We start from the raw sequence: 20,376 nt of genomic DNA, 5'->3' as shown, positions 1-20,376 counted from the left end.
TAGAGGCTCTGTCATTGACGAGCCTTTTTGTATTTTACGAAATAGATTTCCTGAAAGGATGCGAACTCATGGCTAGTTTTGATCGTGCGGGTCAACGCGCTCAGCAACAAGATCTGCATAACATTCCTCTATTGGTGTCGAACTACTTTCAGCTGACGCCGGATCCAACCAACCCTGCACACAAAGTCGAGTTTGGCACTTCGGGTCACCGTGGTAGTGCTGATAAATCGACCTTCAATCAAAATCACATTCTGGCAATTGCACAAGCGATTGCGGATGTGCGTACTGAGAAAGGTTTCACTGGCCCACTCTTCGTAGGTAAAGATACCCACGCATTGTCTGAGCCGGCTTTTTGCTCAGTGGTTGAAGTCCTGGTTGCTAATGGCGTGAAAGTGATTGCCCAGGCAGACGGTGGTTATACCCCCACGCCGAGTATTTCTCATGCCATTTTGACGCACAATAAAAGCAATGATCAGCAAGCTGATGGCATTGTCATCACGCCTTCGCACAATCCACCGCAAGACGGAGGTATCAAATACAATCCGCCACATGGTGGCCCTGCTGAAGGTGAGTTGACTAAGGCGATAGAGCAACGTGCCAATGCCTACATTGCAGCAGGCTTGGAAGGTATTCAGCGTGTTAGCTTTGCGCTAGCGACTGCGAGCGATCTGTTTGTTGAAACAGATCTTGTCATGCCTTATGTGCGCGATTTGGCTCAGGTTGTTGATATCGATGCGATCAAAAAAGCCAACCTTCACATCGGCGTTGATCCACTAGGTGGTTCCGGTATTGATTACTGGAAAGCCATCGCAACGCATTACGAACTCGATATTACGCTAGTGAATGACGATATTGATCCGTCATTCCGTTTTATGTCATTGGATAAAGATGGCGTGATCCGTATGGATTGTTCGTCACCTTATGCCATGGCAGGGCTGCTGGCTTACAAAGATCAATACGATCTTGCGTTTGGCAACGATCCTGATTTCGACCGCCATGGTATTGTGACGCCAGCAGGATTGATGAACCCAAACCACTATTTGGCTGTGTGTATTGATTATCTGTATCAGCACCGTCCACGATGGGGCAGTGATGTTGGGGTCGGTAAAACACTGGTATCAAGCGCCATCATCGACAAGGTTGTGGAGAACTTAGGTCGTCAACTTTGCGAAGTGCCTGTCGGTTTCAAATGGTTTGTTGATGGTCTCTACAATGGTGAACTGGGCTTTGGTGGTGAAGAAAGTGCAGGGGCTTCATTCCTTCGTATGGATGGCACGCCTTGGACAACAGACAAAGATGGTATTTTGCTGTGTTTGCTAGCCGCGGAAATTACCGCAGTTACTGGCAAAAACCCGCAGCAATACTTTGACGAACTTGCGGCTAAGTTTGGTGCTTCTTGTTATGCGCGTATCCAAGCGCCAGCGAACGGTGAGCAAAAAGCGGTATTGAGTAAATTGTCGGCTGAAATGGTGACGGCTGATACGCTTGCAGGTGATGCAATTACCGCCAAGCTGACTCATGCGTTGGGCAATGGACAAGCCATTGGTGGATTGAAAGTCGCGACTGAGTTCGGTTGGTTTGCGGCGCGTCCTTCTGGTACCGAAGATGTCTACAAAATTTATTGTGAGAGCTTCAAAGGTGAAGCGCACCTTGGCAAAATCCAAGAAGAAGCGAAGAGAATTGTCAGCGATGTGTTTAAAAACGCAGGTCTGTAATTGGCAGTTTAGCGCGAGCGAAACCTAGTGCGACTAAAAAATTGATGCGATTTGGCCACCGAATGTCGGTGGCTTTTTTAATGGGGCGCAGGCCAAGATTCGGGAACAATGAACCAGTGAATGCCTTCTTCATCAATCACATGTTGCGCGCGCGTCAAAGGTGTCTCCAGTACAAAGGGGGTAAGCTCTGACAAGCTAGGCACTTGCATCCATTGATGACGGTGAAGTTGATGGAAGTCTTTGTCTTTGGGGATTTGATGCGGCCAACACCAGTACCCACAAACTGCATTTTGCGTCACTGAAGGCGTGGCGACTTGGTGTTGAGGAAGGAAGGGGTTGGTATACAATCTGCCTTGCATCAAGAGTTTTCGATGGCTAATCGGGTATTGAGGAAACTGAGTCAGATATTCCTTGGTATCGGAAAGGAGTAGCTGCTGCTTGGTCATCTTTTGGTATTTCTTTGCCAGTGTGTCCTTGGCGTTTGGACCATGCCAGTCCGAATGAAACGCCAAGTAGAATTTCACAGCTACTTCCCAGTGCTCTAACTCGCCCTGTGGGTTCTCGACAATAAAATCGACGGCGCCGAGGGTGCGTCCATCTTTGTTTACCTGAATCTCTTCGGCCACTAACTGATAGCTCGGGTGAGAATTTATGCATTGTTTGATCAGCCACTGATAATAGAAGCCGATACGCTGACCGCCGTCATAGCCCGGCCAGTTCTCCTTGGGCACACCCTGCCAAAATTGCTGATCGAACTGATAGATGTCGGGCAGTTGCACTATGGTTTGTGTACTGACTATCCATTCCATGTCACGCGTGACCTGTGCTTTGTCGGCAAACATGCGTAATGTCCATAACGTATTGACTGACTGAGAATTAACAGCTTATCGGAATGTCGGTTCACCTGCACGTCAATGCTGGGTAGAATGATTGAAAATCACCGCCTGATCTAGGATCCAGAATGAACAATTTTGAGCTCGAAACACTTCTCAATGGTTTTTTAAAACCTCACCTTATCAAAGACTATTGCCCGAATGGGATGCAGATAGAAGGCAAACCCGAGGTAATAAAAATCGTGACGGGTGTGACGGCCTCACAAGCCTTGGTCGACGCAGCCATAGAGCAAGGTGCTGATGCTGTGTTGGTTCACCATGGCTATTTTTGGCGCGGCGAACCTGAACCGATTAAAGGCATGAAGTTTCGACGAATCAAAGCGCTTATTGAGAACGGGATTAACCTTTACGCTTATCACTTGCCGCTTGATGTGCATCCTGAAGTGGGCAACAACGCACAACTAGCAAAGTTGCTGGGCATTGAGCAGCGTGGTGGTCTTGAAGACGGTAATGCTAACTCAGTGGCGGTGTGGGGAGAGTTGCCCGACGCGATGACAAGCGATGAATTTGCAGCGCTGATTGAACGTGGATTAAACAGAACGCCGTTGTTTATTGATGGGGGGAGCGACAAGCCAATTAAACGTGTTGGTTGGTGTACGGGCGGTGGTCAGGATTATATCGATTTAGCTGCCAGCAAAGGCATGGATGCTTTTATTTCTGGTGAAGTGTCGGAAAGAACGACATTTTCTGCAAGAGAGCAGGGCATACATTATTTTGGTGCGGGACATCACGCTACTGAGCGCTATGGAATAAAAGCGTTGGGAGAGTGGTTAGTAAAAAATCATCAGCTAGATGTCACTTTTATAGATATTAATAACCCAGTTTAATATGCACTTATATTGATTAGGTTGGTGGCTGTATTATTTTTCCCCTCTGTTTCGAATAACAAAAAAACGCCGCATTGCGGCGTTTTGTTTATATGCAAACAATCGTTGATAAACGAATGTTAATCACGATCTTTCAATGGCTTGAAATCACGTTGGTCGTAACCTGTATACAACTGACGTGGTCGGCCAATACGGTTTTGTGGGTCGCTGTGCATTTCGTTCCAGTGAGCAATCCAACCAATTGTCCGAGACATCGCGAAAATCACGGTGAACATGGACACAGGAATACCGATCGCTTTCAGGATAATACCTGAGTAGAAATCGACGTTCGGATACAGCTTTTTCTCAACGAAGTACGGGTCAGAAAGGGCAATTCTTTCAAGCTCCATGGCAACGTCCAGCAATGGGTCGTTGATGTTGAGCTCATCAAGCACTTCGTGGCACGCTTCGTTCATGACGGTCGCGCGTGGATCGTAGTTTTTGTAAACACGGTGACCGAAGCCCATCAAACGGAACGGGTCTTCTTTGTCTTTCGCGCGCTCAATGTATTCCGGAATATTTTCGACAGAGCCGATTTCTTCCAGCATCTTCAAGCATGCTTCGTTTGCGCCACCGTGTGCAGGACCCCAAAGCGATGCGATACCTGCTGCAATACATGCAAATGGGTTAGCACCTGAAGAACCTGCCAGACGAACGGTTGATGTTGATGCATTCTGCTCATGGTCAGCGTGTAGGGTAAAGATCTTGTCCATGGCACGAGCAACAACAGGGTTAACTTCGTATTCTTCACAAGGTGTTGCGAACATCATGTGAAGGAAGTTCTCGGCGTAATCCAAATCATTTCTTGGGTAAATGAAAGGCTGACCGATAGAGTACTTGTAACACATCGCCGCTAGCGTCGGCATCTTAGACAGCAGACGGTACGCCGTGATTTCGCGGTGTTCGTCGTTATTGATGTCTAGCGAGTCGTGATAAAACGCAGCAAGTGCGCCGACAACACCCACCATAACAGCCATTGGGTGCGCATCACGACGGAAGCCATGGAAGAAGCTCGCAATTTGCTCGTGCACCATAGTGTGACGAGTAACGATTTTGCGGAATTCTTCATATTGCTTGCGGGTTGGGACTTCCCCATACAGAAGGATATAACAGACTTCTAAATAATCAGCGTTATTGGCTAATTGATCAATTGGAAAGCCTCGATGCAATAAAACGCCCGCGTCACCATCAATATACGTAATTTGTGACTCACACGACGCTGTTGCAACAAAACCTGGGTCAAATGTAAAAAAGCCATTTGCACCCAAAGCACGAACGTCGATCACTTCCGGACCGACTGTGCCCCCTTTGATCGGCAGTTCGATAGGTGCTTTCCCTTCAATATGTAGGGTAGCTTTCTTCTCTGCCATAACATTCTCCTTTGTTTTTATATAATCCTATCCCGGATACGGACACCGTTGTTGTACCGATCGCTTCATAAGATGTCAATTTACAGAAGTGATCTTTGTAGGGTGTGCGGAAGTATCAAGATTATGTTCGCTTTAAGTTAATGCTCTGTTTCGGGATTTCCGTCAATTTTATTGGTTTGTGTTTAAATGTTACGGGGCATATACTCAGCGGCAGGTCTCTGGATATTACACAATGCCGGGGCGTTTCGGGGCTCAAATCGATATTTTGTCTGCGTAAAACGAAGCTTGATCTGCAGTTAATAGCAGAAGACTCCGTAAAACGTAATTAAAAGATGTTGCAGGTCTGGCGCTGTCGCGAAATGTGTATCCAGGGAGTGTTATAACAATAATTGCTCAATGGAGCTGAGTGGGCCATATCGTGAAAGTAAAAAAGCCAAGACCGGTAAACCTCGACCTTCAGACCATACGCTTCCCCATCACAGCGATAGCGTCTATTGTGCACCGTGTTTCGGGTGTTATCACCTTTTTCTCGGTTGCCATCCTTCTCTGGTTACTAAGTCTATCATTATCCTCTCCTAGCGGGTTTGAAGCTGCTGCGGACATCGTGGATAGTTTCTTTGCCAAGTTCATACTGTGGGGCATCTTAACGGCGCTCGCGTATCACATTGTGGGTGGTATTCGCCACTTGCTAATGGATATGAAGTATTTCGAGGAACTTGAGTCAGGGAACATGAGTGCGAAAGTAGCATTCGGTATCACTGCAGTGCTGTCTGTTTTAGCGTGGGGGTTAGTATGGTAGGACATGTATCTTCATTTGGCAGAAACGGTGTTCATGATTTTATCTTGATCCGCGCGACTGCCATTATTATGACACTCTACACCCTATACATGGTGGGATTCTTTGCTTTTGGTCCAGACCTAACTTACCAAAGTTGGATTGCGTTCTGGGGCCAGACGAGTAACAAAGTATTTACCATGTTGGCGCTGGTTTGCGTATTAATCCATGCATGGATTGGTATGTGGCAAGTGCTAACTGATTACATTAAGCCGACGTTGGTTCGTGCCCTGATGCAGTTTGGCATCGTTGCACTGCTTTTTGTCTACCTGTTGACTGGCTTTTTTGTTTTGTGGGGTGTGTAAGTGAGTATTCCAGTAAGAGAATTTGATGCAATCGTTATTGGTGCAGGTGGCGCAGGTATGCGTGCTGCACTACAAATTTCAGAGCAGGGCCTTTCTTGTGCGCTGCTCTCAAAAGTATTTCCAACCCGTTCACATACTGTTTCTGCGCAAGGCGGAATTACGGTAGCACTGGGCAATTCCCATGAAGATAATTGGGAATGGCACATGTACGATACGGTTAAAGGCTCTGATTATATCGGTGACCAAAACGCCATTGAATACATGTGTAAAACAGGCCCTCAGTCGATCATCGAACTTGAAAAAATGGGTCTACCATTTTCTCGCTTCGAAGATGGCAGCATTTACCAACGTCCATTCGGCGGTCAATCTAAAGCGTTTGGCGGTGAGCAAGCTGCTCGTACCGCTGCGGCTGCTGACCGTACTGGCCACGCACTGCTTCACACTCTCTACCAACAGAACATCAAAAATAAAACAATGATCTTTTCTGAGTGGTATGCACTGGACTTGGTGAAAAACCAAGACGGCGCAGTAGTTGGTGCAACGGCAATGTGCATGGAAAGTGGTGAAATTTGCTACTTCAAAGCCAAAGCAACGGTCATGGCAACTGGTGGGGCAGGTCGTATTTATCAATCTACTACCAACGCACACATCAATACTGGTGATGGCGTGGGCATGGCGTTGCGTGCTGGCGTTCCAATGCAAGACATGGAAATGTGGCAATTCCACCCAACAGGCATTGCTGGCGCGGGTGTGCTTGTGACAGAAGGTTGTCGCGGTGAGGGTGGTTATCTTCTTAACAAAGATGGTGAGCGCTTTATGGAGCGCTATGCACCTAACGCTAAAGACCTTGCCGGACGTGACGTTGTTGCTCGTTCAATGATGGTTGAGATTCGCGAAGGTCGTGGCTGTGATGGTCCTTGGGGTCCACACCTTAAGCTGAAACTGGATCACTTAGGTAAAGATGTCCTCGAAGCGCGCCTACCGGGTATTCTGGAGCTGTCTCGTACCTTTGCGCACATTGACCCTATCAAAGAGCCGATCCCTGTTATTCCTACTTGTCACTACATGATGGGCGGTATTCCGACTCAGATTTCTGGTCAGGCAATTAAGCAGGACTCGAATGGCAACGACGTTGAAATTCAAGGTCTGTTTGCCTGTGGCGAAATCGCAAGCGTTTCTGTTCACGGTGCAAACCGCCTTGGCGGTAACTCGCTACTCGATTTGGTTGTCTTTGGTCGTGCAACAGGTCTTCACCTTGGTGAAACGCTTGCGGCACAAGCTGAAGCGCGTGATGCGTCTGAGTCTGACATCGAAGCTTCTTTGGCTCGTGTTAATCGCTGGAATTCAACGCAGAAAGGTGAAGACCCAGTTCAAATTCGTAAAGACCTTCAGTCTTGCATGCAAAACAATTTCTCGGTATTCCGTGAAGGTGATGCCATGGCGCAAGGTCTGGAAGAGCTTAAAGCGATTCGTGAACGCCTTAAAGAGGCGCGTCTTGATGACACGTCAAGCGAGTTCAATACTCAACGCATCGAGTGCTTGGAACTGGATAACTTGATGGAAACTGCATTTTCTACCGCAGTTGCAGCCAACTACCGCACCGAGAGTCGCGGTGCACATGCACGCTTTGATTACCAAGAGCGTGATGATGAAAACTGGCTGTGCCACACCATCTACAACCCGGAAACTGAGGCGATGACGAAGCGTGATGTGAACATGACACCGATTCATCGTGATACGTTTGTACCTAAAGCGCGTACATACTAAGGGAGGTAGATAATTATGAAACTAAATTTCTCTGTATACCGTTACAACCCGGACGTTGACGACGCGCCGCACATGAAAGGGTATACCCTTGAAGTGCCTGAAGGCTCAGACATGATGGTTCTGGATGCGCTGATTTTGCTGAAAGAGCAAGATCCGACTTTGGCGTTCCGACGCTCCTGTCGTGAAGGTGTTTGCGGATCCGATGGCATTAATATGAACGGTAAAAATGGCTTGGCATGTATCACGCCATTGTCAGCATTGACTGATAAATCAAGCATAGTGATCCGTCCGTTGCCAGGTTTGCCAGTTGTACGCGACTTGATTGTTGATTTGACTCAGTTCTATCAAAACTACGAGCGCGTCAAACCTTACCTGATTAATGACAGTATTCCACCTGCGCGCGAAAATTTGCAATCGCCTGAAGATCGCGCACATCTTGATGGGCTTTACGAATGTATCATGTGTGCATGTTGCAGCACGTCGTGCCCATCATTCTGGTGGAACCCAGACAAATTTGTCGGCCCTGCGGGTCTTTTGGCTGCGTATCGTTGGCTAATTGATAGTCGTGATACGGCGACGGATGAGCGTTTATCAGATCTGGACGACGCTTTTAGCGTTTTCCGTTGCCATAGCATCATGAACTGTGTAAATGTTTGTCCTAAAGGACTAAATCCGACAAAAGCTATCGGCCATATACGCTCCATGTTGCTTAAACGCGCAGTGTAAAATTGGCTTCTGTACACCTACATGAATAAAGATTTAAGCTCTTCGTCAGAGGAGCTTAAAAGGAACGCCGGTTAACCCCCGGTTGTGGCAATACATATAACTAAGTGGTTAAGGGATAACAATGCAAAATGGCGTGATGAAGGCTTGGTTAGAGTCTTCTCATTTGGCTGGCGCCAATGCAACTTACGTAGAAGACCTCTACGAACTGTACCTCAGTGACCCCGAGTCTGTAGATAGCGAATGGCAAGCAGTGTTTAATGCGCTGCCTGTTGTGAATGGCAACGCACCCGAGCAACCCCACTCAAGAGTTCGTGAATACTTCCGTAGGCTCGCCACCGAGACAGCGCATTATAGTGCCTCAGTCAGTGATCCGGATGTCGATGCGAAACAGGTAAAAGTATTGCAGTTAATCAATGCTTACCGTTTCCGTGGACACCAGCAAGCAACATTGGACCCATTAGGTATTTGGCAACGTGAACGCGTGCCAGATCTGGATCCATCTTTTCACTCTCTCAACGAAGAAGACTTCGAAGAGACCTTCAATGTAGGTTCTTTTGCTATTGGGCAAGAGAGCATGAAACTTGCCGACCTTTATGATGCTCTGAACAAAACCTACTGTGGTTCTGTCGGCGCTGAATACATGCACATTACAGACACAGACGAAAAGCGTTGGATTCAACAGCGTTTGGAATCTGTGGTTGGTCAGCCCAAGTTCTCAAACGACGAAAAAATGACGTTGCTTGAAGAGCTGACGGCTGCAGAAGGTTTAGAGCGCTACTTAGGCGCTAAATTCCCTGGTGCAAAGCGATTTTCGCTTGAAGGTGGTGATGCCCTGATCCCAATGGTGAAAGAAATTATTCGCCAAGCGGGCTCGAACGGCGCACGTGAAGTCGTTGTTGGTATGGCTCACCGTGGTCGTTTGAACATGCTGGTCAACGTTCTGGGTAAGAAACCTTCAGAACTGTTTGACGAGTTTGCGGGCAAGCATGGTGAATCTTGGGGTACGGGCGACGTTAAGTATCACCAAGGCTTCTCTTGTGACTTCGCAACACCCGGTGGCGATGTCCACTTAGTGATGGCCTTCAACCCGTCACACCTAGAAATCGTCAACCCTGTTGTCATCGGTTCTGTTCGTGCACGTCAAGATCGCTTGGGCGATAAAGACGGCTCAACCGTTTTGCCAATTACCATTCACGGTGACTCTGCTATTGCAGGGCAAGGCGTGGTGCAAGAAACCTTCAACATGTCACAAGCCCGCGGTTTCCGCGTTGGCGGGACAATTCGCATCGTTGTGAACAACCAGATTGGTTTCACAACATCCAATCCGCAAGATACGCGTTCTACGCAGTATTGTACGGATATCGCGAAGATGGTTCAGGCCCCAATCCTGCACGTGAATGCGGACGATCCCGAAGCGGTGGCGTTTGTTTCTCGCTTAGCGTTGGACTATCGCAACACCTTTAAACGTGACGTTGTTATTGATTTGGTGTGCTATCGCCGCCATGGTCACAATGAAGCCGACGAGCCAAATGCAACTCAGCCTCTGATGTACCAAAAAATCAAGAAACACCCAACGCCACGTAAGATTTACGCCGATGTGTTGGCCGATCAAAAGGTTGCAGACCTAGAGAAAGCGACCTACCTCATCAACGAATATCGTGATGCCCTTGATCGTGGCGAACATGTCACTAAAGAATATCGTCCTATGGCGCTTCATTCGGTGGATTGGTCGCCGTATTTAGGCCATGACTGGACCGTTGAATGGCCGAACACGTTCGATATGCAACGTTTGGTCGAGATTGGTCAGCGTTTAACGCAATATCCAGAAAGTCACAAACTACACAGCCGTGTTGAAAAGCTTAATAACGATCGCGTCGCGATGGTGAATGGTGAGAAAGCACTGGACTGGGGTATGGCCGAAACATTGGCATACGCGACAATTGTTGACGACGGAAAACGTATTCGCCTCAGCGGGCAAGATGCAGGACGCGGAACCTTCTTCCACCGTCATTCAGTTTTGCACAATCAAATCGATGCGAGCACCTACATTCCACTCGCTAACGTTCATGATAAACAAGGTCCTTTCCAAGTATTTGACTCTGTATTGTCTGAAGAAGCAGTGCTGGCATTTGAATATGGTTACGCAACCGCCGAGCCAGGTGGTCTGACTGTTTGGGAAGCCCAGTTTGGTGATTTCGCGAATGGTGCACAAGTTGTGATCGACCAATTCATCAGCTCAGGCGAGCAGAAGTGGGGCCGTATGTGTGGTCTAACTATGCTTCTGCCACATGGCTATGAAGGTCAAGGTCCAGAGCACTCATCTGCACGTTTAGAGCGTTATCTTCAGCTTTGTGCTGAGCAGAACATGCAAGTATGTGTGCCTTCAACACCGGCACAGATATATCACATGCTTCGTCGCCAAGTGTTTCGCCCAATGCGTCGTCCGTTAGTCGTCATGTCGCCTAAGTCATTGTTACGTCATCCGCTCTGTACTTCATCTCTTGATGAACTCGCTAACGGTAACTTCCAAGCCGCCATCGGTGAAGTGGATGAACTGGATGCGAACGCCGTGAAGCGTGTCGTTATGTGTTCGGGCAAGGTTTATTACGACTTGCTTGAGACAAGACGCAAAGAAGAAATCAAAGACGTCGCCATTGTGCGTATTGAGCAATTGTATCCGTTCCCGAAAGAGGACCTACAAGCGGTTATCAGTCAATACGTGAATGCCAAAGACTTTGTATGGTGCCAAGAAGAGCCACAGAACCAAGGCGCATGGTATAGCAGCCAACACAATTTCAGAATGGCAATACCGGCGGATTCAACACTGAGTTATGCGGGACGTGCTGCGTCTGCATCACCCGCTGTTGGTTATATGTCTGTGCATTTAAAACAACAAAAAGCGTTGATTGAAGACGCTCTTACCCTGAATTAAGAACTAGAAAGCTAAGGAAAAAAACGATATGACAATCGAAATTCTGGTTCCCGACCTACCTGAGTCTGTAGCAGACGCGACAGTCGCGACTTGGCACAAGAAACCGGGCGACGTTGTAAAACGCGATGAAGTGCTGGTTGATATTGAGACCGACAAAGTGGTTCTTGAAGTGCCAGCACCAGAAGATGGTGTGTTGGAAGCGATTATCGAAGAGGAAGGTGCAACGGTACTGTCTAAGCAACTGCTTGCAAAAATCAAAGCAGGTGCGGTTGCGGGTGAACCAACTCAAGATGTTCCTGCTGCTTCAGAATCATCACCGGATAAGCGCCATACAGCGTCTCTCACTGATGAGCAAAATGATGCACTCAGCCCTGCAGTACGCCGTCTTCTTGCAGAAAATAATGTCAGCCCTGATCAAATCAAAGGCACAGGTGTTGGTGGTCGCATCACACGTGAAGACATTGATGCTTTCTTGAAGAACGGTGGCGGAAAAGCTGCGCCTGCAGCGGTTCAAGCGAAAGAAGAAACACCAGCTCTTGGTCACCGCAGCGAGAAGCGTGTGCCTATGACGCGCCTCCGTAAGCGTGTCGCTGAGCGTTTGCTTGAGGCGAAAAACAGCACAGCAATGCTAACAACCTTCAACGAAGTGAACATGAAACCCATCATGGACATTCGTAAGCAATACAAAGATGTGTTCGAAGAGCGTCATGGCATTCGTCTAGGCTTCATGTCTTTCTACGTGAAAGCAGTAGTAGAAGCGCTGAAGCGCTACCCTGAAGTTAACGCGTCTATCGATGGCGAAGAAATTGTTTACCACAATTTCTTTGACGTAAGCATGGCAGTATCAACTCCACGTGGTTTGGTAACACCTGTGCTGCGTGACTGTGATCGCCTAGGCCTTGCAGATATCGAAAAAGGCATTAAAGAACTTGCTATCAAAGGCCGCGATGGCAAATTGACGGTCGAGGATTTGACGGGTGGTAACTTCACCATCACCAATGGTGGTGTGTTTGGTTCTCTGATGTCGACACCAATCATTAACCCGCCACAAGCTGCTATCCTTGGTATGCACAAGATCCAAGATCGTCCTATGGCGATTGATGGTAAGGTTGAAATCCTGCCAATGATGTACCTTGCTCTTTCATATGATCACCGTTTGATTGATGGACGTGAGTCTGTTGGTTTCCTAGTGACCATTAAAGAGCTTTTAGAAGACCCAACGCGTTTGCTGCTTGACGTATAAGTAGTACCGGCTTTTGTCGGTTTCAGGGGGCATTGACGCCCCCTGTGTGGAAAGCAATTAGACCTATAATATGGAATTTGACACGGATAGAACATCATGAACCTGCACGAATATCAGTCAAAACAGCTATTTGCTGAATACGGACTGCCAGTATCTGAAGGATACGCCTGCGACACTCCTCAAGAAGCAGCCGAAGCTGCTGACAAGATTGGCGGCGACAAATGGGTCGTTAAATGCCAAGTACACGCTGGTGGCCGCGGTAAAGCGGGCGGTGTGAAACTTGTTAGCAACAAAGAAGAAATCAAAGCATTTGCACATAACTGGCTGGGTAAAAACCTAGTCACTTATCAAACTGATGCGAATGGCCAACCTGTCAGCAAGATTTTGGTTGAAGAGTGCACAGATATTGCCAAAGAGCTTTATCTGGGTGCGGTTGTCGACCGTGGCACACGTCGCGTCGTTTTCATGGCATCGACTGAAGGTGGCGTGGAAATTGAAAAAGTGGCGGAAGAAACGCCAGAGCTGATCCACAAAGCGGCGATCGATCCATTGGTTGGCCCTCAGCCATACCAAGGCCGTCAACTGGCATTTAAATTGGGCCTTCAAGGCGACCAAATTAAGCAGTTCACCAAAATCTTCATGGGTATTGCTAAGTTGTTCATCGAGCGTGACGTTGCGCTTGTAGAAGTCAACCCACTGGTCATTACAGACAAAGGCAACCTGCATTGTTTGGATGCCAAACTGACTATCGATAGCAACGCTGTTTACCGTCAGCCTAAAGTGCGTGAAATGCACGATCCTAGCCAAGATGACGCACGTGAAGCACACGCCGCTCAGTGGGAACTGAACTACGTTGCATTGGACGGCAGCATTGGTTGTATGGTTAACGGCGCAGGCCTAGCAATGGGTACGATGGACATCGTTAACCTGCACGGTGGCAGTCCAGCAAACTTCCTGGATGTTGGCGGCGGCGCGACAAAAGAGCGTGTGACCGAAGCGTTCAAGATCATCCTTTCTGACGACAACGTGAAAGCAGTTTTGGTTAATATCTTCGGCGGTATCGTTCGTTGTGACCTGATTGCAGACGGCATCATCGGTGCGGTTGAAGAAGTGGGTGTGAAAGTGCCGGTTGTTGTTCGTCTTGAAGGTAACAACGCCGAACTTGGAACTCAAAAACTGGCCGATAGCGGCCTGAACATTATTGCTGCGACCTCACTGACTGAAGCAGCTGATAAAGTTGTTGCTGCAGCGGAGGGCAAATAATGTCTGTTTTGATCAATAAAGATACCAAAGTTATTTGCCAAGGTTTTACCGGTGGTCAAGGAACGTTCCACTCCGAGCAAGCGCTTGAGTACGGTACGCAAATGGTAGGTGGTGTATCACCTGGAAAAGGCGGTACGACTCACCTAGGTTTGCCAGTGTTCAACACGGTAGCAGAAGCAGTAGAAGCAACAGGCGCAACAGCGTCAGTCATCTACGTACCTGCACCATTTTGTAAAGATGCAATCCTTGAAGCGATTGATGCTGGTGTTGAGCTTATCGTGACCATCACAGAAGGCATTCCTACACTGGATATGCTTGAAGTGAAAGTGAAGCTAGACGAAGCTGGCGTTCGCATGATCGGTCCTAACTGCCCAGGTGTTATCACCCCAGGTGAGTGTAAGATTGGTATCATGCCGGGTCATATTCATAAGCCAGGTAAAGTGGGTATTGTTTCACGTTCAGGCACACTGACATATGAAGCGGTTAAGCAAACCACTGACGAAGGTTTCGGCCAATCTACTTGTGTAGGTATTGGTGGCGACCCAATCCCAGGTTCAAACTTTATCGATATCCTTGAGATGTTTGAGAAAGATCCAGCGACTGAAGCGATTGTGATGATCGGTGAAATCGGTGGTACAGCAGAAGAAGAAGCGGCAGCTTATATCAAAGCTAACGTGACTAAGCCTGTTGTTTCTTACATCGCAGGTGTCACGGCACCTCCGGGTAAACGTATGGGCCACGCCGGTGCGATTATTTCTGGTGGTAAAGGTACCGCGGAAGACAAATTTGCAGCGCTAGAAGCTGCAGGTGTCAAAACCGTTAAAAGCCTTGCTGACATCGGTAAAGCGTTACGCGAAGCGACCGGTTGGTAAGCTTGTAGCTAACTGAGAATCTAAAAGGCCGCTTTTAAAAGCGGCCTTTTTTACGTTTGGATTTTGTCGGTTACGGTTGTTTCATTCAGAAAAATGCTATTCGACTTGTTTACGAAATTGACTGATAAAAAACAACAGACCCGCAACCACAACAACGGAGGGTCCCGCTGGTGTGTCTTCAAACCAAGAAAGGGTGATACCACCTATGACGGCAATTACACCGATCACACTAGCAAGAAATGCCATTTGTTCAGGGCTAACAGCGAAGCGTCTTGCTGTCGCCGCAGGAATGATCATCAGAGATGTAATAATCAGGGCTCCAACAAATTTCATCGCGATAGCGATGACTAGGCCCACCATCAACATCAAAATCAGCTTCAGGCGATCAACGTTATAGCCATCGACGCGTGCCATGTCTTCATCCACGGTAATGGTCAGCAAAGGTCGCCAAAGTGTATACAACGCAATAGAAACAAGGGCACAGCCTCCCGCAATTAACCCTAGATCAGCACTTGTGACAGAGAGTAAATCGCCGAAAAGGTAAGACATCAGGTCCACTCGTAAGTCGTCGACAAAGCTTATCGAGACTAAACCCAAAGACAATGAGGTATGCGCAATAATACCCAGCAGGGTATCAGTAGAGACACTGCTCTTTCTTTGTAAAGCAACCAATAGGATAGCGATGGTCAGGCAACTGGCAATCAATGCAAGGTTAAGGCTCACTTGCAGCATAAAGCCAAGCGCAAGACCAAACAAAGAGGCATGAGCCAGAGTGTCACCAAAATACGCCATCTTTCGCCAGACAACGAACGAGCCTAAGGGGCCAACGGCTGCCGCAATGCACATACCCGCCAATAAAGGGATGGCAAGAAATTCCAACATCTTAATGGTCTCCGTGCTTGCAAGGGCCGACAGGGTTGCCGGACAAATCGTGGTCATGATTGTGGTGGTGGTGGTACAACGCTAATTGTTCGCTCTCTTTTCGACCAAATAGCGCCACATATTCAGGGTGAGATGAAATCGCATCAGGCTCACCTGAGCAGCAAATATGGTGCTGCAGGCAGATGACTTCGTCCGTTTTTGCCATCACCAAATGTAAGTCATGAGATACCATGAGAATACCGCAATGAAGGGTATCTTTGAGCTTTGCTATCAAGCTATAAAGCTCCAATTGTCCTGCCACATCAACGCCTTGCACTGGCTCGTCGAGTACCAATAAATCGGGTTTTTTCAACACTGCACTTGCTAAAAGCACGCGCTGCATTTCGCCACCAGAGAGGGTATGCATATTGGCGTGAAGTAGCTTTGTTGCTCCCACTAAACTCAGAGCATCTTGAAGAGAGGCTTTCGTTGCGTTGGGGCAGAGTTTGAGGAATCGGTCAACACGCAATGGCAGGCTTTCATTCAGTCGCAGCTTTTGCGGCACGTAGCCAATTTTCAGTCGATGCAGGCGCTCGATCGTTCCCTCTGTGGGGGCATTGAGTCCAATTACGGTTTTGACCAATGTGGATTTACCAGCCCCATTAGGGCCAATGAGCGTCGTTATCTTATCTCGATAGAGAGATAATGAGATGCGATCGAGCACGCTTCTACCATCAAAGATGACCGAAACGTTATTTAGCGTAACCAGTGATGCGGACATAAATTGGGCATGATGTTTAAGTTGAAATGTTATAATATAACATTTTTCCTCGTATTAAAATATTGGCTAAAACACGCATGACAATCGCTCGGTACTTTCCAATCTTCATGATGCTTTTGCTTACCTCGTCAATGGCAGCGAATGCATCAACACTCAATATCGTCACCACCATTAAGCCTTTAGGGTTAATTGCACACGATATCGCGGGCGATTTAGCGAATGTTGACGTGTTGCTACCAGATAGTGCTTCCCCTCATGATTACGCACTAAAACCGTCAGATATCAAAAAGCTAAGAAATGCAGATGCAGTGGTTTGGGTTGGACCTGAGCTCGAGCTTTTTTTGGAAAAGGTGCTGAATGGACAACCTAACACCCTAAGGTTAACCACCTATGATGGTATGCCTGTTCGATATTATGATGAAGGTGGTCACGAAGATCATGATGGCCATGATCATAACCATGAAGGGGTTGATGGACATCTTTGGCTAGGACCTGAGCAAAGTAAAGTGATAGCGAGAGCGATCAAGTTGGCGTTGTCGCAACGTGATCCCGTTCATGCCGCTGACTATCAGGCAAACTACGAAAAATTTGTCACGGATGTTACTCAGGCTCAAACGGACATAGCGAAAAACCTAGATGTGAGTCAATCTAAAGGCTATTTCTTGTTTCACGATGCATATGGGTACTTTGAAAGTGCATTTGGTCTAAAGCCGACAGGGCATTTGACCATTAACCCAGATCGAAAACCGGGGGCTAGGACGTTGGTTTCAATTCGAAGTGCCTTAATGGATAACCAAGCTCAGTGTGTGTTTACAGAGCCCCAGTTTAATCCAGGCTTGGTGAATAGCGTGGTAAAAGGCACTAGCGCCAAAGTTGTGACACTGGATCCGATGGCACAAGATATGTCGTTATCCAACAATCATTATGTCGATTTTCTGAATGCCTTAGGTAAGAGCTACGCGGACTGTTTTTCTGAGTAAGACAAAGAAACTAAAACGGCATACCTATTTGAATACAGCGTGTTGGGGTATTGACGATTTGCCCTGACTCGCCTGTGATGTGCCTCGCATCAGCGCCCTTGTTCAACTTAAATGTCATCAAAAACTGCCAAAATGTGGCGACATCAAAATAACGATAAGTAAACGATGTTCTCACACTATCTAGGCTTACTAGCCAAACCGTTTGTTACCTTCATTGTGTTGGCGATGCTAATCACATCGCCCATAAGTGCGTTTGCATCAGCCATTTTCTATGCCTTTCCTCATAGTAGCAAAGAGCAATCTAGCAACGTGGTTGATGTGGAGTACATACCTAACCATGGGGTATGGCTACTCGATAGCGATGGGAACGTGAGCTTTTACGATGGTATTCACTATCACTCTCTTTCTGAATTTATAACCCTTCCCTCTTACCCGATCACACGTATCTCAGCGTTTGATAACTCACTTTGGTTTATCGCCAATAGCGCGTTGCTCCGCTATGACATTGCATCGAATACACTAGACATCATTTCCTTAGGGGACGGCGTGTCAGTGACGGATATAGTTTCTGACCAACACTATTTGTGGGTATCCACAACATCAAACTTGTTTCGAATTCCCTTGGCGGCGTCGCCAGCAGAAAATCTCGGACATATGCCATTAGCGAGACTGTTTGAAGGTCAAAACTCGGTTATCGGTATGAGTGAATCAGCATTTGTTGATATCAGTACGGGTAATAATATCTATGAGATGACCGAGAACAGATTAGTGAACGCCGCCTACGAAAGTGACAACACATTATGGGTTGGGTCTCAAGAGGGGCTGGTGCTCATTACCGATGGCGTGCAAACGTCTCACTTCATCAAAAGTGTCTCGGTGAATGTTATTGCGCAGACCAGTGAAGGCGTATGGGTAGGCACTGATAACGGTCTTTATCTGGGGACTAAAACGGATAACAGCCACATTCAATTTGACCGCGTTGAAGGTGAAATTGACGATGCATATAGCTTGTCTGGGGAGCAAGTCTTTGATATCGAGACTAGTCGATCTGGTGACATGTGGTTATCGACGGAAAACGCGCTCAATTATCGATCGCCGGTGGCACAAAGTATCCATCGTTTTCCTTTGCACCGTCTCATGCCTGACTGGGAGAGTGCAAGTATCTCGTCGCTGGTGACTTTGCGTGATAAACACTACTTAAGCGCCAAAAACAAACTTGTGGTGCTGGATAAAGAACTTATCCCTACACAGTCGACGAAACTCAATCTTGTGATCGAAGGAATGAGCTCGCTAAGCGACACACTATGGATAGCCTCAGCGTCTGGATTAATGGCGTTGGACCCTGACACCTTGCTCCCGATAGAAAATATGTCTCCCTCAGGGTTGGATAATGTACCAATTGACCACGTGATTGCGGACACTCACTCTTTATGGCTTGTGTCTGGGGGGCTGGTTTTTCGGTATTGGCCAGCCAGCAAAACACTCATCGACTTTGGGGTGGATTGGTCCGTCCCTCCCAACGCACAACTCAATGCAGTGTTAGATCTTGATGAAAGAGGAACGTGGTTGGGAACCAGCGAAGGGTTACTCTTTTACTTTGATGGGCAGTTCCAATCCAAGCTGACGCGAGAAACAATTGGTAGCATTAAATCGATCAGTGCAGGGAGTGGCGATACGCTATGGTTGCTCACGGGGCGCGGTGTATTCAAATACAAAATGGACGGCACTGCGCCACCTCAACAAGTATTCAGCAGTGATATCGATGCGAGCGCAAAATGTTTAGCATTGTCTGATCATGCTGCTTTTATTGTGACCACAAAAGGGATTTATCGCATTGATTTGGCTTCTAGCCAAAAGCACTTCATCAAGGGCGGCGATCAGGCGACGTCATCGGCCTCTCTTCGTCATTTTTGTCGGTTAGAGAATCAGGCGATGTTAATTGCGGGTGAATATGGAGTATTTTCCCTATCTTCTGAGATGTTAGAAGCATTGTTTGAAGCGCCACTACGTAAGTATTCGATAGGATCGGTATCCGTCAATGGCAAGCCTTGGAGACTTGGTGCAACCCAGTTGGACGCTATCTCTGTGCCAAGTAAATCTTCACTCATGATCGACATTGGTAAAATGCCATTCGGCAAGCATGAAAGCATCGAGTATCGACTTGATGGCACTAGTGACGGTAATTGGTATACGACTAATGAGCAGCGCCTTCTTTTTAGCGCCCTTGTTTCGGGTCGATATACATTGATGATTAGGGAGCCCTTGCAAGGGGGGGAGACGTTGGAACGACCGCTAGTTTTGTTAGATGTAGCGGCACCCTGGTATGAGCGATTGGGTTATGTGTTGTTGGTTGCGCTGGTGATTGGCGCGGTTGCTATTGGGTATTACAGACGTAAAACCACCATTGTTAAAGCCCATAATGTTCAACTTCGCCACACTGTTCACCAAAAAGTAATAGAGATAGATCGGCGTCAATCACTTGCAAAGGACCTCGACCGCTCAGGAGTTAGTATTGTTCAACAAAGAACGATTGAACACCCCGCTGAGCACCCCATTAAAGCCGTGTTGGACAACCTCCCAAATGAAGAATTGATCCAAGATGAAACCATACAGGCAGAAGAAGAGGCCAAGGAATGGAGGGACAGGGTGTTGAAAGAAATTGCGGTGCATTTCCACGACCCTGATTATTCACCTGCAGTACTGGCTAAATCGCTCTTTATCTCAGAGCGAAGTTTACAGCGACGTTTTAAGGTTGAGTTGGGATACACCTTTAAAGAGGCGCTGATCAGTACGAGATTGAGCAATGCTAAGCGCATGTTATCTCAAGGCGATAAGATCACGAACGTGGCCGTAGCATGTGGATTCAATGAACCGTCTTACTTCACCAAGTCATTCAAGGCGAAATATGGTTATACACCATCCCAGTTTCGGGAGTTACTTGAAGGGGAGGACGTGTAGGAAAAAAAA

16 protein-coding genes are annotated in these 20,376 nt (G+C 47.5%); 12 read left to right on the top strand and 4 right to left on the bottom strand.

Annotated features, from left to right (window positions below):
- Positions 1-68 precede the first annotated feature (68 nt).
- Positions 69-1,715, top strand: coding sequence for a phosphoglucomutase (alpha-D-glucose-1,6-bisphosphate-dependent) (gene pgm, locus AB8599_RS10610; RefSeq protein ID WP_407330869.1), 1,647 nt, complete (start codon positions 69-71; stop codon positions 1,713-1,715).
- Between the two features lie 77 nt (positions 1,716-1,792).
- On the opposite strand, the gene AB8599_RS10605 is transcribed toward pgm, so the two are convergent.
- On the bottom strand, positions 1,793-2,557 hold the full coding sequence (locus AB8599_RS10605) for a DUF1853 family protein (RefSeq protein WP_407330868.1): 765 nt from the start codon (positions 2,555-2,557) through the stop codon (positions 1,793-1,795).
- A gap of 119 nt (positions 2,558-2,676) precedes the next feature.
- Here AB8599_RS10605 and AB8599_RS10600 point away from each other — a divergent pair, with 119 nt between their 5' ends.
- Positions 2,677-3,435, top strand: a complete 759-nt coding sequence (locus tag AB8599_RS10600; RefSeq protein WP_407330867.1) for a Nif3-like dinuclear metal center hexameric protein — start codon at positions 2,677-2,679, stop codon at positions 3,433-3,435.
- Between the two features lie 119 nt (positions 3,436-3,554).
- Here the strand turns inward: AB8599_RS10600 and AB8599_RS10595 are convergent, their stop codons facing one another.
- Positions 3,555-4,844, bottom strand: a complete 1,290-nt coding sequence (locus AB8599_RS10595; RefSeq protein WP_407330866.1) for a citrate synthase — start codon at positions 4,842-4,844, stop codon at positions 3,555-3,557.
- A 406-nt stretch (positions 4,845-5,250) separates the two neighbouring features.
- On the opposite strand from AB8599_RS10595, the gene sdhC reads away from it, so the two are divergent.
- The 8 genes from sdhC (at position 5,251) to sucD (ending at position 14,787) form a co-directional block, all read left to right on the top strand.
- Positions 5,251-5,643: a succinate dehydrogenase cytochrome b556 subunit gene (gene sdhC, locus AB8599_RS10590; protein ID WP_407330865.1), complete on the top strand. Its 393-nt coding sequence runs from the start codon at positions 5,251-5,253 to the stop codon at positions 5,641-5,643.
- Positions 5,637-5,984 (top strand): succinate dehydrogenase, hydrophobic membrane anchor protein, encoded by a 348-nt coding sequence (sdhD, locus tag AB8599_RS10585; protein WP_407330864.1) that lies wholly within the window; start codon positions 5,637-5,639, stop codon positions 5,982-5,984. Before sdhC ends, sdhD begins: the two co-directional genes overlap by 7 nt.
- Positions 5,985-7,751, top strand: coding sequence for a succinate dehydrogenase flavoprotein subunit (gene sdhA / locus AB8599_RS10580; RefSeq protein WP_407330863.1), 1,767 nt, complete (start codon positions 5,985-5,987; stop codon positions 7,749-7,751). It abuts the gene before it with no gap.
- Between the two features lie 15 nt (positions 7,752-7,766).
- Positions 7,767-8,477, top strand: coding sequence for a succinate dehydrogenase iron-sulfur subunit (locus AB8599_RS10575; protein ID WP_407330862.1), 711 nt, complete (start codon positions 7,767-7,769; stop codon positions 8,475-8,477).
- Positions 8,478-8,598: 121 nt separating this feature from the next.
- Complete coding sequence (sucA, locus tag AB8599_RS10570) at positions 8,599-11,409, top strand: 2-oxoglutarate dehydrogenase E1 component (protein WP_407330861.1); 2,811 nt, start codon at positions 8,599-8,601, stop codon at positions 11,407-11,409.
- Positions 11,410-11,437: 28 nt separating this feature from the next.
- On the top strand, positions 11,438-12,652 hold the full coding sequence (gene odhB, locus AB8599_RS10565) for a 2-oxoglutarate dehydrogenase complex dihydrolipoyllysine-residue succinyltransferase (protein WP_407330860.1): 1,215 nt from the start codon (positions 11,438-11,440) through the stop codon (positions 12,650-12,652).
- A gap of 96 nt (positions 12,653-12,748) precedes the next feature.
- The gene (gene sucC / locus AB8599_RS10560; protein ID WP_407330859.1) at positions 12,749-13,915 is read left to right on the top strand and encodes an ADP-forming succinate--CoA ligase subunit beta; all 1,167 of its coding nucleotides are present in this window, start codon (positions 12,749-12,751) and stop codon (positions 13,913-13,915) included.
- The gene (gene sucD, locus AB8599_RS10555; RefSeq protein WP_407330858.1) at positions 13,915-14,787 is read left to right on the top strand and encodes a succinate--CoA ligase subunit alpha; all 873 of its coding nucleotides are present in this window, start codon (positions 13,915-13,917) and stop codon (positions 14,785-14,787) included. The genes sucC and sucD overlap by 1 nt, the downstream gene beginning before the upstream one ends.
- Before the next feature lie 96 nt (positions 14,788-14,883).
- Here the strand turns inward: sucD and znuB are convergent, their stop codons facing one another.
- A complete protein-coding gene (gene znuB / locus AB8599_RS10550; RefSeq protein ID WP_407330857.1) occupies positions 14,884-15,669 on the bottom strand; it encodes a zinc ABC transporter permease subunit ZnuB in 786 nt (261 codons plus the stop codon).
- Position 15,670: 1 nt separating this feature from the next.
- Positions 15,671-16,429: a zinc ABC transporter ATP-binding protein ZnuC gene (gene znuC / locus AB8599_RS10545; RefSeq protein WP_407330856.1), complete on the bottom strand. Its 759-nt coding sequence runs from the start codon at positions 16,427-16,429 to the stop codon at positions 15,671-15,673.
- A gap of 77 nt (positions 16,430-16,506) precedes the next feature.
- On the opposite strand from znuC, the gene znuA reads away from it, so the two are divergent.
- A complete protein-coding gene (znuA, locus tag AB8599_RS10540; RefSeq protein ID WP_407330855.1) occupies positions 16,507-17,409 on the top strand; it encodes a zinc ABC transporter substrate-binding protein ZnuA in 903 nt (300 codons plus the stop codon).
- 165 nt (positions 17,410-17,574) lie between these two features.
- Positions 17,575-20,367: a helix-turn-helix domain-containing protein gene (locus AB8599_RS10535; protein WP_407330854.1), complete on the top strand. Its 2,793-nt coding sequence runs from the start codon at positions 17,575-17,577 to the stop codon at positions 20,365-20,367.
- The last annotated feature ends 9 nt before the right edge of the window (positions 20,368-20,376 follow it).

The sequence above is a fragment of the Enterovibrio litoreus genome (assembly GCF_045679545.1).
Taxonomy (GTDB): Bacteria; Pseudomonadota; Gammaproteobacteria; order Enterobacterales; family Vibrionaceae; genus Enterovibrio.
The sequence above is the reverse complement of the archived record's forward strand: the minus strand, read 5'-3'. Positions and strand labels throughout refer to the sequence as shown.